12 protein-coding genes are annotated in these 15,298 nt (G+C 63.5%); 9 read left to right on the plus strand and 3 right to left on the minus strand.

The window, feature by feature from the left end:
- Window positions 1-39 precede the first annotated feature (39 nt).
- The 9 genes from nusA to LB556_RS13495 all read left to right on the plus strand — a co-directional run bounded on the left by nusA (window position 40) and on the right by LB556_RS13495 (window position 11,507).
- Complete coding sequence (gene nusA, locus LB556_RS13455) at window positions 40-1,635, plus strand: transcription termination factor NusA (RefSeq protein WP_224567753.1); 1,596 nt, start codon at window positions 40-42, stop codon at window positions 1,633-1,635.
- Between the two features lie 38 nt (window positions 1,636-1,673).
- Window positions 1,674-2,324: an RNA-binding protein gene (locus tag LB556_RS13460; RefSeq protein ID WP_224568111.1), complete on the plus strand. Its 651-nt coding sequence runs from the start codon at window positions 1,674-1,676 to the stop codon at window positions 2,322-2,324.
- Window positions 2,321-4,897, plus strand: coding sequence for a translation initiation factor IF-2 (gene infB / locus LB556_RS13465; RefSeq protein ID WP_224567756.1), 2,577 nt, complete (start codon window positions 2,321-2,323; stop codon window positions 4,895-4,897). The genes LB556_RS13460 and infB overlap by 4 nt, the downstream gene beginning before the upstream one ends.
- Before the next feature lie 126 nt (window positions 4,898-5,023).
- Window positions 5,024-5,434 (plus strand): 30S ribosome-binding factor RbfA, encoded by a 411-nt coding sequence (gene rbfA, locus LB556_RS13470; protein WP_224567758.1) that lies wholly within the window; start codon window positions 5,024-5,026, stop codon window positions 5,432-5,434.
- A complete protein-coding gene (truB, locus tag LB556_RS13475; RefSeq protein WP_224567760.1) occupies window positions 5,434-6,414 on the plus strand; it encodes a tRNA pseudouridine(55) synthase TruB in 981 nt (326 codons plus the stop codon). The genes rbfA and truB overlap by 1 nt, the downstream gene beginning before the upstream one ends.
- 43 nt (window positions 6,415-6,457) lie before the next feature.
- Complete coding sequence (gene corA / locus LB556_RS13480; protein ID WP_224567762.1) at window positions 6,458-7,552, plus strand: magnesium/cobalt transporter CorA; 1,095 nt, start codon at window positions 6,458-6,460, stop codon at window positions 7,550-7,552.
- A gap of 108 nt (window positions 7,553-7,660) precedes the next feature.
- Window positions 7,661-8,002 (plus strand): 30S ribosomal protein S15, encoded by a 342-nt coding sequence (gene rpsO / locus LB556_RS13485; RefSeq protein WP_281040214.1) that lies wholly within the window; start codon window positions 7,661-7,663, stop codon window positions 8,000-8,002.
- A 278-nt stretch (window positions 8,003-8,280) separates the two neighbouring features.
- A complete protein-coding gene (pnp, locus tag LB556_RS13490) occupies window positions 8,281-10,428 on the plus strand; it encodes a polyribonucleotide nucleotidyltransferase (RefSeq protein ID WP_224567764.1) in 2,148 nt (715 codons plus the stop codon).
- Window positions 10,429-10,496: 68 nt separating this feature from the next.
- On the plus strand, window positions 10,497-11,507 hold the full coding sequence (locus LB556_RS13495) for a class I SAM-dependent methyltransferase (RefSeq protein ID WP_224567766.1): 1,011 nt from the start codon (window positions 10,497-10,499) through the stop codon (window positions 11,505-11,507).
- A gap of 17 nt (window positions 11,508-11,524) precedes the next feature.
- On the opposite strand, the gene LB556_RS13500 is transcribed toward LB556_RS13495, so the two are convergent.
- From LB556_RS13500 to fabB, 3 genes are all read right to left on the minus strand, one after another.
- On the minus strand, window positions 11,525-13,069 hold the full coding sequence (locus LB556_RS13500) for a putative bifunctional diguanylate cyclase/phosphodiesterase (RefSeq protein WP_224567768.1): 1,545 nt from the start codon (window positions 13,067-13,069) through the stop codon (window positions 11,525-11,527).
- Between the two features lie 129 nt (window positions 13,070-13,198).
- Complete coding sequence (gene fabI / locus LB556_RS13505; RefSeq protein ID WP_224567769.1) at window positions 13,199-14,011, minus strand: enoyl-ACP reductase FabI; 813 nt, start codon at window positions 14,009-14,011, stop codon at window positions 13,199-13,201.
- 31 nt (window positions 14,012-14,042) lie between these two features.
- A complete protein-coding gene (gene fabB, locus LB556_RS13510) occupies window positions 14,043-15,263 on the minus strand; it encodes a beta-ketoacyl-ACP synthase I (RefSeq protein WP_224567770.1) in 1,221 nt (406 codons plus the stop codon).
- Window positions 15,264-15,298: the final 35 nt, after the last annotated feature.

The raw sequence follows: 15,298 nt of genomic DNA on the forward strand, positions 1-15,298 counted from the left end.
CGGGCATAATGTCCGGCGAACAGGCTCGGGAGAAAGAACATGGTTGTAAGCGCCAACAGACTTGAACTGCTGCAGATTGCCGATGCGGTCGCGCGTGAAAAGTCGATCGACAAGTCGATCGTCATCGCCGCCATGGCCGATGCGATCCAGAAGGCGGCGCGTTCGCGTTATGGCCAGGAGACCAACATTCGCGCCGACATCAACCCGAACACCGGCGAGATGAAGCTGCAGCGGCTGATGGAGGTGGTCGAGAAGGTCGACGATTACGCCACCCAGATCGCCATTTCCTCGGCCCGTGAGCGCAATCCCGACGCCCAGCTCGGCGATTTCATCGCCGAACAGCTGCCGCCGATGGATTTCGGCCGCATCGCCGCCCAGTCGGCCAAGCAGGTGATCGTGCAGAAGGTGCGCGAGGCCGAGCGTGACCGCCAGTATGACGAGTACAAGGACCGCATCGGCGAGATCGTCAACGGCACCGTCAAGCGCGTCGAATATGGCAACGTCATCGTCGATCTCGGCCGTGGCGAGGCGATCATCCGCCGCGACGAGCTGATCCCGCGCGAAAACTACAAATACGGCGATCGCGTCCGCGCCTATGTCTACGACGTGCGCCGCGAGCAGCGCGGCCCGCAGATCTTCCTGTCGCGCACCCATCCGCAGTTCATGGCCAAGCTCTTCACCATGGAAGTGCCGGAGATCTATGACGGCATCATCGAGATCAAGTCGGTCGCCCGCGACCCTGGCTCGCGCGCCAAGATCGCGGTCATCTCGCGTGATAGCTCGATCGATCCGGTCGGCGCCTGCGTCGGCATGCGCGGCAGCCGCGTCCAAGCCGTCGTCGGCGAATTGCAGGGCGAGAAGATCGACATCATTCCGTGGTCGCCCTCGGCCGCCTCCTTCATCGTCAACGCGCTGCAGCCGGCGGAAGTCGCCAAGGTCGTGCTCGACGAGGATGCGGAGCGCATCGAGGTGGTGGTTCCCGACGATCAGCTGTCGCTGGCCATCGGCCGCCGCGGCCAGAACGTGCGCCTTGCCTCGCAGCTCACCGGCTGGGACATCGACATCCTGACCGAGGCCGAGGAATCCGAGCGCCGCCAGAAGGAATTCGTCGAGCGCTCGGCGCTGTTCATGGAAGCGCTCGATGTCGACGAGATGGTTGGCCAGGTGCTGGCTTCCGAAGGCTTCACCAGCGTCGAGGAAGTCGCCTATGTCGATGCCGGCGAGATCGCCTCGATCGACGGCTTCGATGACGATACCGCCTCCGAAATCCAGACCCGCGCCCGCGAATATCTGGAGAAGATCGAAGCCGAGCATGACGAAAAGCGCAAGGCGCTGGGCGTTTCGGACGAGCTGCGCGAAATCCCAGGCATCACCACCGCCATGATGGTGACGCTCGGCGAGGACGGCGTGAAGACGATCGAGGATTTCGCCGGCTATGCCGCCGACGACCTGACCGGCTGGAAGGAACGCAAGGACGGCGAGACCAAGGTCTATCCAGGCGTGCTGGCCAATCACGGCGTTTCGCGCGCCGATGCCGAGCAGATGGTTCTGGCCGCTCGCCTCAAGGCCGGCTGGATCACCGAGGACGAGCTCGCGGCCGAAGAAGAAACGGCTGACGAAGCCGTTGGTGCGTGAGGTGAAACCGCATCGCACAGAACCCGCCCTTGGACGAGATGAACGATCGCACCTGCATCGTCACCCGAAAACAGGCCGAACCGGATGAACTGATCCGGTTCGTCGTCGGTCCGGATTCGGCCGTCGTTCCCGATCTCAAGAGAAATCTGCCCGGCCGTGGTTGCTGGGTGAGTGCCGACCGCCTACATATCGACAAGGCGGCGGCTAAGAACCTTTTTGCCCGCGCCTTCAAGGCACAGGTGGTCGTGCCGCCCGATCTTGGCGGCATGGTTGACGGCCTGCTTTCCAGATCCGCTCTGGGCATGCTGGGGCTTGCCCGCAAGGCTGGCGCGATTTCCCTGGGTGCTACCAAGGTGGAGAGCGCGGTGCGCGGCGGGCTGGCGCTTTTCGTGCTGCACGCCACCGAAGCATCCGACGATGGCGTGCGCAAGATCAGTCAGGCGCGGCGGGCGACCGTCCACATCGGCGGCCCTTCCATCCTTGCCTACAAACTTTTCTCCGAGGCCGAGTTGAGCTTGGCATTGGGGGGCACAAATGTGATACATGCTGCCGTCCTCGCGGGAGACGCGGGTAAGGCGGTCCAGAAGCGCATGGTTGCGCTCGACCGATATCGGGGCGGAACCCCGGACGATCTTGCAATGCTTGCGGCCGTTGCTGACGAAGATGATGCCGCAGAGGATATGGAATGAGCGATACGAAATCGGGCGACGACAAGACGTTGAGTGTTACACCGAAGAAGACCTTGACGCTGAAGCGCCCCGGCATGGAACAGGGCACTGTGCGCCAGAACTTCTCGCACGGCCGTACCAAGTCGGTCGTGGTCGAGACCAAGAAGCGCAAGTTCTCGATGCCCGGCGACAAGCCGGAGCCGGTTGCGGCTCCGCCCGCGCCCGTCTTCACGCCGAAACCGGCGGTCGTGGCGGCGCCTGTCGTCCAGGAAGCGCCCAAGGCGCCGCCCCCGCCGCCGCCTCCGGTCGAGCGCAGCGGCATGGTGCTGAACGAATTGTCGCGCAGCGAAATGGAAGCGCGCCGCAGGGCGCTCGAGGGTTCGAAGGTCCGCGAAGTCGAGGACCGTCAGCGCGCCGCCGAAGAGGCCAAGCGCCGCGCCGAGGACGAGGAGCGCCGCAAGCGCGAGCGCGAGGACTCCGCGCGCCGCCAGGCCGAGGAAGAGGCACGGTTGCAGACCGAGGCCGAATCGCGCCGTCGCGCCGAGGAAGAGGCACGCCGCCGCGCGCCGCAAGCCGCGGAACTGGCAACCGCCGACGAGGAAGAAGAGGTCAAGCCGAAGCGGACGACCGCCGGTGCGCCGGTACGCCGTCTGGTCACGCCCGAAGTGGCGCGCCCGGCTAAGCCCACCAAGAGCGAGGAAGACCGCCGCCGTGGCAAGCTGACACTGAATTCCGCGCTGTCCGACGAGGACGCGCGAGCCCGTTCGCTGTCGTCGATGCGTCGCCGCCAGGAAAAATTCAAGCGCGCGATGCACAACGAGCCGCGCGAGAAGGTCATGCGCGAAGTGATCCTGCCCGAGACCATCACCATCCAGGAACTGGCGCAGCGCATGTCCGAGCGTGCTGTCGACCTGGTCAAGTATTTCATGAAGCAGGGCCAAATCCTGAAGCCAGGCGACGTCATCGATGCCGACACGGCCGAACTGGTGGCCACCGAATTCGGCCACACGGTCCGCCGCGTCGCCGAGTCGGACATCGAGGAAGGCCTGTTCAACATCGCTGACCGTCCGGAAGACCTCGTGTCGCGTCCGCCGGTCGTCACCATCATGGGCCACGTCGACCACGGCAAGACCTCGCTGCTCGATGCGATCCGCAACGCCAATGTCGTTTCCGGCGAGGCCGGCGGCATCACCCAGCATATCGGCGCCTACCAGGTCGAGAAGAACGGTCAGAAGATCACCTTCATCGACACGCCCGGCCACGCCGCCTTCACGGCCATGCGCGCCCGTGGCGCCCAGGCGACCGACATCGCCATCCTGGTGGTGGCGGCCGACGACAGCGTCATGCCGCAGACGATCGAATCGATCAGCCACGCCAAGGCTGCCGGCGTCCCGATCATCGTGGCGATCAACAAGATCGACAAGCATGACGCCGATCCGCAGAAGGTGCGTTCGGAACTCTTGCGCCATGAGGTGTTCGTCGAATCGATGGGCGGTGAAGTGCTGGACGTCGAAGTGTCGGCGACCAAGGGCACCAACCTCGACAAGCTGCTTGAGGCGATCCTGCTGCAGGCCGAAATCCTCGACCTCAAGGCCAACCCCGACCGCACCGCCGAGGGCGTCGTCATCGAAGCGCAGCTCGACAAGGGCCGTGGTCCCGTCGCCACCGTGCTGGTGCAGACCGGTACCCTGATGCCGGGCGACATCCTTGTCGCCGGCAACGAATGGGGCCGTGTGCGCGCGCTGGTCAACGATCGCGGCGAGCAGATCAAGGAAGCGCCGCCGGCAATGCCGGTCGAGGTGCTCGGCCTTCAGGGAACCCCGCAGGCCGGCGACCGCTTCGCCGTGGTCAACAACGAGGCCCGCGCCCGCGAGATCACCGAATACCGCCAGCGTCTGGCGCGTGAGAAGGCGGTGGCCAGGCACGCCGGCCAGCGCGGCTCGCTCGAACAGATGATGTCGCAGTTGCAGACGAGTGGGCTGAAGGAATTCCCGCTGGTCATCAAGGGCGACGTGCAGGGCTCGATCGAGGCGATCAATGCGGCTCTCGACAAGCTCGGCACCGACGAGGTGCGTGCGCGCATCGTCCATTCCGGCGCCGGCGCCATCACCGAAAGCGACGTCTCGCTGGCGGAAACGTCCGGAGCGGCGATCATCGGCTTCAACGTGCGCGCCAATGTCCAGGCGCGTGCGGCGGCCGCAGCCGCGGGCATCGAGATCCGTTACTACTCGATCATCTACAACCTCGTGGATGATGTGAAAGCGGCTCTGTCGGGCCTGTTGTCGCCGGAGCGTCGCGAGACCTTCATCGGCAATGCCGAGATCCTCGAGATCTTCGACATCACCAAGGTCGGCAAGATCGCCGGCTGCCGTGTCACCGAAGGCAAGGTCGAGCGTGGCGCGGGCGTGCGCCTGATCCGCGACAACGTCGTCATCCACGAAGGCACACTGAAGACCCTGAAGCGCTTCAAGGACGAGGTTTCGGAAGTCCCCGGCGGTCAGGAGTGCGGCATGGCCTTCCAGAACTACGAGGACATGCGCGTCGGCGACGTCATCGAGTGCTTCCGCGTCGAGATGGTGACCCGCACACTCTAAGTTCGAGTGGCTTGTCGATATCGGGCGGTGGTCGAAAGACCGCCGCCTCGGTGCTATTGGAGAATAACCGTTTGAGACATGCGGCACGGTCCCATCCCGCGCCTCACGCTTTCAGGATTGAGAAAAATGCCCCGTTCCACAACATCAGGCCCATCCCAGCGCATGCTGCGCGTCGGCGAGCAGGTACGCCATGCGCTCTCCGAAACCTTGCAGCGCGGCGAGATCATCGACCCGTTGGTTGAAAATGCGGTCGTTTCGGTCTCCGAAGTGCGCATGTCGCCCGATCTCAAGATCGCCACCGCCTTTGTCTCGCCGCTCGGCGCCAAGGATGCCGATGCGGTGATCGAGGCGCTGAACAAGCATGCCAAATTCGTGCGCGGCCGCGTCTCGGGCGCGCTCCGGCAGATGAAATACATGCCGGAGTTCCGCTTTCGGCTGGATACCTCCTTCGATAATTTCGCGAGGATCAACGATCTCTTGAAGTCGCCCGAAGTGGCGCGCGACCTAGATGGCGACGGCAATAAGGAAGAAGAATAATGGCGCGTCGCGGCAAGAAGAAGGGTCGGCCGGTCTCCGGCTGGGTGGTGCTGGACAAGCCGGTGGGCATGGGCTCGACGGAGGCCGTTTCCAAGATCAAATGGCTGTTCCAGGCCGAAAAGGCCGGTCATGCCGGCACGCTCGATCCGCTGGCTTCCGGCATGCTGCCGATCGCGCTTGGCGAGGCCACCAAGACCGTGCCCTATGTGCAGGACGGCGCCAAGGTCTATCGTTTCACCGTTGCCTGGGGCGATGAGCGTTCCACCGACGATCTTGAAGGGCCGGTGACGAAGAGCTCCGAGCTGCGTCCGGCCGAAGCCGAGGTGCGGGCCCTGCTGCCGAAATACACCGGCGTCATCATGCAGACGCCGCCGCAATTCTCGGCCATCAAGATTGCGGGCGAGCGGGCCTACGACCTCGCCCGCGAAGGCGAGACGGTCGACATACCGCCACGTGAGATCGAGATCGGCCGGCTCGACATTGTCGAGCACAAGCCGGACCAGACGGTGTTCGAAGTCGAATGCGGCAAGGGCACCTATGTGCGTTCCCTGGCCCGCGACATGGGGCGCGACCTCGGCTGCTTCGGCCATATCAGCGAACTGCGCCGGGTCGAGGTCGAGCCGTTCACGCCGGAAGACTTCGTCACCATCGCCGAACTCGAGGCCGCCCGCTTTGGCGCGCAAGACGAGGACAAATCGGACCCAGAGGCAGACGCTGCCGACGCGGCGGAAGCCCCGATCGACTTCGGCGCCATCGACGCGCTTCTGGTCGACACCTCGGCTGCTCTCGACTGCCTGCCGCAGATCGCCATCAGCGATGACGCGGCGACAAAGATCCGCCTCGGCAATCCGGTCATCATTCGTGGCCGTGACGCACCGGTGGAAGCCGAAGAAGCCTGTGCGACATCACGTGGCAAGCTGGTTGCCATCGGTGCCATCGAACAAGGCATGTTCAAGCCCAAGCGGGTCTTTGCCGGGTGACCGGTCTCGTCTGACTTCAGTTGGGCTTACGCTCGAGGGGCACATGGTAAAGGCCGAGGCGGTGAAAAAGCGGGCGCCGGTGAAGACGAGGCGGCCACCGGTCGGCGCCTCGCCAGGCACGCTGATCGCCGATCCGGCGGCGCGGCGCTCCGAATTGCGGCTGACCCTGGTCTCGCCGCAGAGGTCCAAGACGATCGACAATGCCAGCATCGACGATGTCGTGGCCAATTGCCGGAAATGGCCCATCATCTGGCTCGACTGCACCGGCCTCGCCAACATCCAGTTGATCGAGGAGATCGGCCGCATCTTCAGCCTGCATCCACTGGCCCTGGAGGATGTCGTCAACACCGGCCAGCGGCCGAAAGTCGACTTCTTCGAGGATCACGCCTTCGTCGTGGTGCGCATGATCGACGACGTCACGTCGCATCGCTACGAACAGATCGCTCTCTTTCTCGGCGAGAACTTCGTCATCACTTTCCAGGAGCGCGAGGGCGATCCGTTCGATCCCGTGCGCAAGCGCATCGAGAGTTCGGCGCCCAACCGGTTGCGCACACGCGGCGCCGACTATCTCGCTTATGCGTTGATCGACGCCATCGTCGACAGCTATTTTCCGCCGATAGAGGCTACCGGCGACATGGTCGATAGCATCGAGGACCAGATGCTGCATTCCACGCACAAGCACCAGATGCGGCAGCTGCATGAATTGCGGCGCGATGCCAATGTCCTGAAAGGCGTGCTGTGGCCGATGCGCGATGCGCTGGCAACGCTGATCCGCAATGACGTCGCCTATATGACAGCCGGGACCAAGGTCTTCCTCAACGACACGCTCGACCATTCGCTCAGGCTGATCGAACTCGTCGAGACCCAGCGCGACATGCTGACCGGCCTGATCGAGATGCACCTGTCGCTGAGCCAGGCCCGCACCAACGATGTCATCTCCTATCTCACCATCGTCTCGGTCATTTTCATGCCGCTCACCTTCCTGGTCGGCATCTGGGGCATGAATTTCGACCCGTCGAGTTCGCCATGGAACATGCCGGAGCTGAAGGCGTATTACGGCTATCCCTTGTCGCTGCTGTTCATGGCGGCCATCGCTGTCGGGCTGATTGCATTCTTCAAGTGGAAGAAATGGCTTTGACGGGATCAAACCCGCCATTTGAGCGTCAAAAGCCGGCTTGTGAATTGGGCTGGTGTTTTTCAGGGAATTGCACTATATGCGCCGCAGCATAGCGCCTTGACGCTTTGCATGCACGGCCCCTGCTGGACGACATCCCGGCTGTGGGCGACCCGTTTCCTCAAACAGATAAGGAAAAACACGATGTCGATTACTGCCGAGCGCAAACAGGAATTGATGGGTGAATTCGCAACCGCCAAGGGCGATACCGGGTCTCCGGAAGTCCAGGTGGCCATCCTTTCCGAGCGCATCAAGAACCTGACCGACCACTTCAAGGACCACAAGAAGGACAACCATTCCCGCCGTGGTCTGCTCGCTCTCGTGTCCCAGCGCCGCAGCCTGCTTGATTATCTCAAGCGCAAGGACGACGCGCGCTATCAGACACTGATCGAGAAGCTCGGTCTGCGCCGTTGACGAATTGACCGGCGGACTTTCCCAGGAAGGTCCGCCGGTCACGCATTCTGCCAGCCGTATCGGCTGGCCAGATCCGGTTTCGAGCGTGCAGTGGGCCACTCGAAACCGCCCATGGACGGTCATGGGGCAGGATTGCAGGACGCTCGTGCGCGCTCATCGCGCCTGACCACCCGAGCCTCCCGTTGTCTTGCCCGTGGCTGCCCGAGAAAGGAAGCCAGGGAAAGGGCATCCGCGCACCGTGAAACGGCGCGCCCCTTTCCGCTTATTAAGGACAAGACATGTTCAATCAACACAAAGTGGAAATCGAATGGGGCGGTCGCCCGCTCATCCTCGAAACCGGCAAGATCGCCCGCCAGGCTGACGGCGCGGTGCTCGCCACCTACGGCGAGACCAAGGTTCTGGCCACCGTCGTTTCGATGAAGGAGCCCAAGCCCGGCCTCGACTTCTTTCCGCTGACCGTCAACTACCAGGAAAAGACGTATGCCGCCGGCAAGATCCCGGGCGGCTATTTCAAGCGTGAAGGCCGTCCGAGCGAAAAGGAAACGCTGGTTTCCCGCCTCATCGACCGCCCGATCCGCCCGCTCTTCGCCGACGGCTACAAGAACGACACGCAGATCGTCGTCACCGTCGTCCAGCATGACCTCGAAAATGACCCGGACATCCTGTCGATCGTCGCCACCTCGGCGGCCCTGACCCTGTCGGGCGTTCCCTTCATGGGCCCGATCGGCGGCGCGCGCGTCGGCTACATCAACGGCGAATACGTGCTCAACCCGCATGTCGACGAGATGCAGGAGTCCAAGCTCGATCTCGTCGTCGCCGGCACCACCGACGCCGTGCTGATGGTCGAGTCGGAAGCCAAGGAACTCGGTGAAGAGCTGATGCTCGGCGCCGTCATGTTTGGCCACAAGGGTTTCCAGCCGGTCATCGACGCCATCATCAAGCTGGCCGAAGTTGCCGCCAAGGAGCCGCGCGACTTCACCGCGCCGGATTATTCCGCGCTTGAGGCCGAGATGCTGAAGATCGTCGGCGACGAGCTCAGCGATGCCTACAAGAACGTCGACAAGCAGAAGCGTTACGCCGCGGTCGACGCCGTCAAGGCCAAGGTCAAGGCAGCGTTTGCCCCGGCCGAAGGCGAAGACCCCAAATACACCTCCGAACAGATCGGCTCGGTGTTCAAGGAACTCCAGGCCAAGGTCGTGCGCTGGAACATTCTCGACACTGGCGCGCGCATCGACGGCCGCGACCTGAAGACGGTCCGTAAGATCGTCTCCGAGGTCGGCGTCCTGCCGCGCACCCACGGCTCGGCGCTGTTCACCCGCGGCGAGACCCAGGCGCTGGTCGTTGCCACGCTCGGCACTGGCGAGGACGAGCAGTATGTCGATTCCTTGACCGGCATGTACAAGGAGAAGTTCCTCCTTCACTACAACTTCCCTCCCTACTCCGTCGGCGAGACCGGCCGTATGGGCTCGCCGGGCCGCCGCGAAATCGGCCATGGCAAGCTCGCCTGGCGCGCCATCCGTCCGATGCTGCCGAGCGCTGACCAGTTCCCCTACACGCTGCGTGTCGTCTCGGAGATCACCGAGTCCAACGGTTCGTCGTCGATGGCTACCGTCTGCGGTACCTCGCTGGCGCTGATGGATGCCGGCGTGCCGCTGGCCAAGCCGGTTGCCGGCATCGCCATGGGCCTGATCAAGGAAGGAGAGCGCTTCGCCGTGCTCTCCGACATCCTTGGTGACGAGGATCACCTCGGCGACATGGACTTCAAGGTCGCCGGCACCGAAGGCGGCATCACCTCGCTGCAGATGGACATCAAGATCGACGGCATCACCGAGGAGATCATGAAGATCGCCCTCGGCCAGGCCAAGGACGGCCGCCTGCATATCCTGGGCGAGATGGCGCATGCGCTGACCGGCGCCCGCCCCGAGCTCGGCGAGTTCGCGCCGCGCATCGAGGTCATGCACATCCCGACCGACAAGATTCGCGACGTCATCGGATCGGGCGGCAAGGTGATCCGCGAGATCGTCGAGAAGACTGGCGCCAAGATCAACATCGAGGACGACGGTACGGTCAAGATCGCTTCCTCGAACGCCAAGGAGATCGAGGCGGCGAAGAAGTGGATTCACACCATCGTCGCCGAGCCGGAAGTGGGCGAAATCTACGAAGGCACGGTCGTCAAGACCGCCGACTTCGGCGCCTTCGTCAACTTCTTCGGCCCGCGTGACGGTCTCGTCCACATCTCGCAGCTCGCCAATGACCGGGTCGCCAAGACCTCGGACGTGGTCAAGGAAGGCGACAAGGTCTGGGTCAAGCTGATGGGCTTCGACGAGCGCGGCAAGGTTCGTCTGTCGATGAAGGTCGTCGACCAGGCCACCGGCAAGGAAGTCGCCCGCGACAAGAAGACCGAAGGCGAAGAAAACGCCGCCTGAGCGATCTGGCGGAAAAACGAGGCGGGCGCGGCTTAGGTCGCGCCCGTTTTCGTTTATGGAGCACGGCTATGTCTGCTGAAGCGCTGAAGACGCTTTTTCACCCGTTCGAGGCCGCGGCTGTTTCCGTGCCGGGGAAGGGCGAGCGCATACTCTTCCTCGGCGCCGAACCAAGCCTGCACTTGCCAACGGGTTTCGAAGCCGCGCTGCATCTCGTGCAGGGCTTCCGGCCGCATTTCCGCGCGTTGCAGGCCGCGGGCTTCACGGTGACGCCGCAACCAGCCGGTGACGGTTTTGATGCCGCGCTGGTGCTCGCCGGCCGCCATCGCGGCCAGAACGAACTGCGCGTCGCCGAGGCTATCGAGTGCGTGGCCGAGGGCGGATTGATCATCGTTGCCGGTGGCAAGGAGGATGGCATCGCCAGCCTGCGCAAGCGCGTCGGCGATCTCGTGCCGCTCGACGGCCACCTGCCGAAATATCACGGCATCGCCTTCTGGCTGCACCGCCCGGTTGATATGCAAGCCGCCGCCGCGCTTCGCGCCGCCAATCCCGCCTTGCTGGTTGGGGACCGATTCCACACCGCACCCGGCATGTTCTCCTTCGATCGCGTCGATGCCGGTTCGAAACTGCTGGTCGACAACCTGCCCGGCGATCTGCGTGGCAGTGCGGCCGACTTCTGCGCCGGCTGGGGCTATGTGGCCGCCGAGATGGCTGCCCGCTCGCCGGGCCTGTCCGCTCTCGATCTCTACGAGGCCGATTTCGATGCGCTGGAGGCGGCTCGCGGTAACCTCGGCAATACCGTGGCGCGGGGCTTCTTCTGGACGGATCTGCTCGCCGAGCCTGTCCAGCATCGTTACGACGTTATCGCCATGAACCCGCCCTTCCATCGCAGCCGTGCGGCGGAGCCGGAGATCGGTGCCGGCATGATCCGCGCGGCAGCCAAGGCCCTGAAGCCCGGTGGACGCCTGTTCATGGTCGCCAACCGCCAGCTTCCTTACGAACCGGTGCTGTCAGCCGCCTTTGCCAGCCATGCGGAGCTTGCCCGCGACGGCATGTTCAAGGTGCATGTTGCACGGCGGTAATACGGTGCGGCGGGTTATCAATGCAGGTTGGCGACACGCTTCACGTCGTTGGCGGCATGGCCGTCGCCGAGGCCGATCTTGAGCGGCGCCGGTCGCCCGAACAGGTAGCCTTGCACCACCTCGCAGCCGGCGGCCCGCAGCAGCGTCGCCTGGCTTTCAGTCTCGACGCCTTCCGCAATGATGCTGACGCCGAGCGCCCGCGACAGCCCGACAATGGTCGAGACGACCGCGCCGGAGCTGGCATCGGTATCGATGCGGCTGACGAAGGAACGGTCGATCTTCAGCTTGCCGAACGAGAAGTCGATCAGATAGCTGAGGTTGGAATAGCCGGTGCCGAAATCATCCACGGCTACCGAAATGCCCAGGGCGGCAAGCTCTTTCAGGATGGCGGCCGCGCGATCGCGGTCCTGCATCATCGCTGTCTCGGTGACTTCCAGTTCCAGCCGTGACGGCTTAATGCCGGTGGCCCGCATCGTGTCGCGCACGACACCGACGAAGTCCTTGGTCATGAACTGGACCGGCGAGATGTTGACAGCGACGAAACAGTCGTCCGGCAGATGGCGGGCATCGCTGCAGGCCTTGCGCAGCACCCATTCGCCGATCGGGTTGATCATGCCCGTCTCCTCGGCGATCTGGATGAACTCCATCGGGGGGATCATGCCGCGTTCGGGATGTTTCCAGCGGATCAACGCCTCGTAGCCGACGATGCGGCCACTCGGGAGGTCGAGCTGCGGCTGATAGTGCAGGTCGAAGTCACCGCGCTCAAAGGCGTTGTGCAGTTCGGATTCGACCCATTGGCGATGGTCGGCCACCCGCCCCATCTCACCGTTGAAGACTGACCAGTTGCCAACCCCGCTGGCACGTGCGTTCTGCAGCGCCAGGTTGGAGCGCCGCAGGATGAGGACCGGATCGATACCGTCCTTCGGCATCGCCACGATGCCGACCGACACGCTCACCGATTGCTGGTGGCTGCTGAGTTCATAGGGCTCCATCAATTCGTCGATGAGCCTCTCGACCATGCTTTCCAGGGTTCCCTGAATCTGATGGTCCGGCAGCAGCACCGCGAACTCGCCGGCTCCGATGCGGCCGATCAGGGCGCGCGCGGGCACGCAGCCGTGCAGCCGCTTGGTGAAGGCGCGGATCAGTTCGTCGCCCTGTGTGTAGCCGATCGCGTCGTTGATCTGCTTGAACCGGTCGATGTCGATGTCGATCAGGAACACCGGCTCCCCGGTCCGGCTTGTCGCGCATGCCGCCTCGGCGATTTTGCCGACCATGGCCGGGCGTGCCAGCAGTCCGGTCAGCTTGTCGAAATGGGTTTCGTTGAAGACGAAATCCGCCGATTCATCGACGCCGGCGAAGAAGGACATTGCCGCCACCGATGCCGCCAGCGCGCAAAGCGCGGCCATGATCGACACCATCATATCCGCCGGTATGCCGGCAAACCCGACGCCGAGACCGTGCTTCAGACCCCAGATGCCGAGGACGAAACTGCCGATACCCGAACTTGCTATCGTGAGCAGTCGGAACACAGGTGTTCGCTTCGGATTGCTGACGGCACGCATGAAAAATCCCCAGATCGAAGGCTCTATAACGGGAATCCTCTTAAAATGAGTTTCCGCCAATGCATCGAATTTTACTGGAGAGGATTATTTTCTTTACTGGCAAAGGACCCCGCTTGGCGGGATCGCTCCTCAGTCTCGCCCGCCATCCGTCTGCTTGAGCTCATCGAGCGTCGGCATCGAGACGATATGGTAGCCGGAATCGACATAGTGGATTTCGCCCGTGACACCGGAAGCAAGGTCGGACAGGAGATAAAGCGCGGAGCCGCCGACCTCGTCGATCGTCACCGTACGGCGCAGCGGCGAGTTGCGCTGCTGGTAGGAGAACATGTGGCGGGCGTCCGAAATGCCGGCGCCGGCCAATGTACGGACCGGACCTGCCGAGATGCCGTTGACGCGGATGCCGCGCGGACCGTAGTCGTTGGCGAGGTAGCGCACGCTGGCCTCGAGCCCAGCCTTGGCAACGCCCATGACATTGTAGTTCGGCATGACGCGAACCGAGCCGGCATAGGTCAGCGTGATCATCGAACCGCCGCTGGCCATCAGCGGCGCGGCATGGCGGGCTACCTCGGTGAAGGAATAGCAGGAGATCACCATGGTGCGGATGAAATTGTCCCGGCTGGTGTCGGCATAGAGGCCCTTCAGCTCGTTCTTGTCGGAAAAACCTATGGCATGGACGATGAAGTCCAGTCCGCCCCACGCCTTGCCGAGCGTCTCGAACGTGGCGGCGACCGAAGCGCTGTCCTCGACGTCGCAGGGAACGACAAGCGAAGCGCCGAGCTTGTCGGCGAGCGGCTTCACGCGGCGGCCGAAAGCCTCGCCCTGGTAGGTGAAGGCGAGTTCCGCCCCATGTTCGGATAATTTCCGGGCGATGCCCCAGGCGATCGAATGATCGTTGGCCACACCCATGACAAGCCCGCGCTTGCCCTTCATCAATCCGTCCATGGCCTGCAATCCTTATATGAAAAACTTGGCCTTATGCGGAATAGCGCTGGAAAACGAGCGTTGCGTTGGTGCCGCCGAAACCAAACGAATTCGACAGAACCGTGTCGATCCCGGCATTGTCGATGCGCTTGCGTACGATCGGCATGCCCTCGAATTCCGGATCGAGCGTCTCGATATGGGCGCTTTCGCCGATGAAGCCCCCTTGCATCATCAGGATCGAATAGATGGATTCCTGCACGCCCGCCGCGCCCAGCGAGTGGCCGGTCAGCGACTTCGTCGACGTGATGAACGGCATCTTCTCGCCGAACACTTCACGGATCGCGCCCATTTCCCTGGAATCGCCAACTGGCGTCGAGGTGCCGTGGGTGTTGATGTAGTCGACCGGCGTGGAGACCGTCGCCAGCGCCTGGCGCATGCAGCGGACCGCGCCTTCGCCCGAGGGCGCCACCATGTCGTAGCCGTCCGAGGTCGCGCCATAGCCGACGATCTCGGCGTAGATCTTGGCGCCGCGCGCCTTCGCATGTTCCAACTCCTCCAGCACCAGCACGCCGGCGCCGCCGGCAATGACGAAGCCGTCGCGATTGGCATCATACGCGCGCGATGCGGTCGAGGCCCTGTCGTTGAACTTGGATGACATGGCGCCCATGGCGTCGAACAGGTCCGACATTGTCCAGTCGAGATCCTCGTGGCCGCCGGCAAAAACAATGTCCTGCTTGCCCCACTGGATCAGCTCGTAACCATTGCCGATGCAGTGCGCCGAGGTCGAGCAGGCCGACGAGATCGAATAATTGACGCCATGGATCTTGAACCAGGTGGCCAAAGTTGCCGAGGCCGTCGACGACATAGCCTTCGGCACCGCGAAGGGACCGATGCGCTTGGGGCTGCCGTTCTTGAGCGTGGTTTCGGCCGCCTCGACGATGGTGCGGGTCGAAGGGCCGCCCGAGCCCATGACGATGCCGGTGCGCTCGTTGGTGATGTCGTTCTCGCCGAGGCCGGCATCCGCGATCGCCTGGTCCATGGCGACATGATTCCAGGCCGCGCCCTGGCTCAGGAAGCGCATCGCGCGGCGATCGATCATGGCGGAAGGGTCGAGCGTCGGCGCGCCCCAGACCTGGCAGCGGAAGCCATGCTCGGCAAAGGAATCGGAAAAGCTGATGCCGGATCTGGCGTCATGCAGCGAAGTCTGCACCTCGTTGGCATTGTTGCCGATCGACGACACGATGCCGAGGCCTGTGACTACGACGCGTCTCATTCGCAACTCCTTCCAGGGATGCTGGCCAATGGGCG

The organism is Mesorhizobium sp. ES1-4 (assembly GCF_020164745.1).
Classification (GTDB): Bacteria; Pseudomonadota; Alphaproteobacteria; order Rhizobiales; family Rhizobiaceae; genus Mesorhizobium.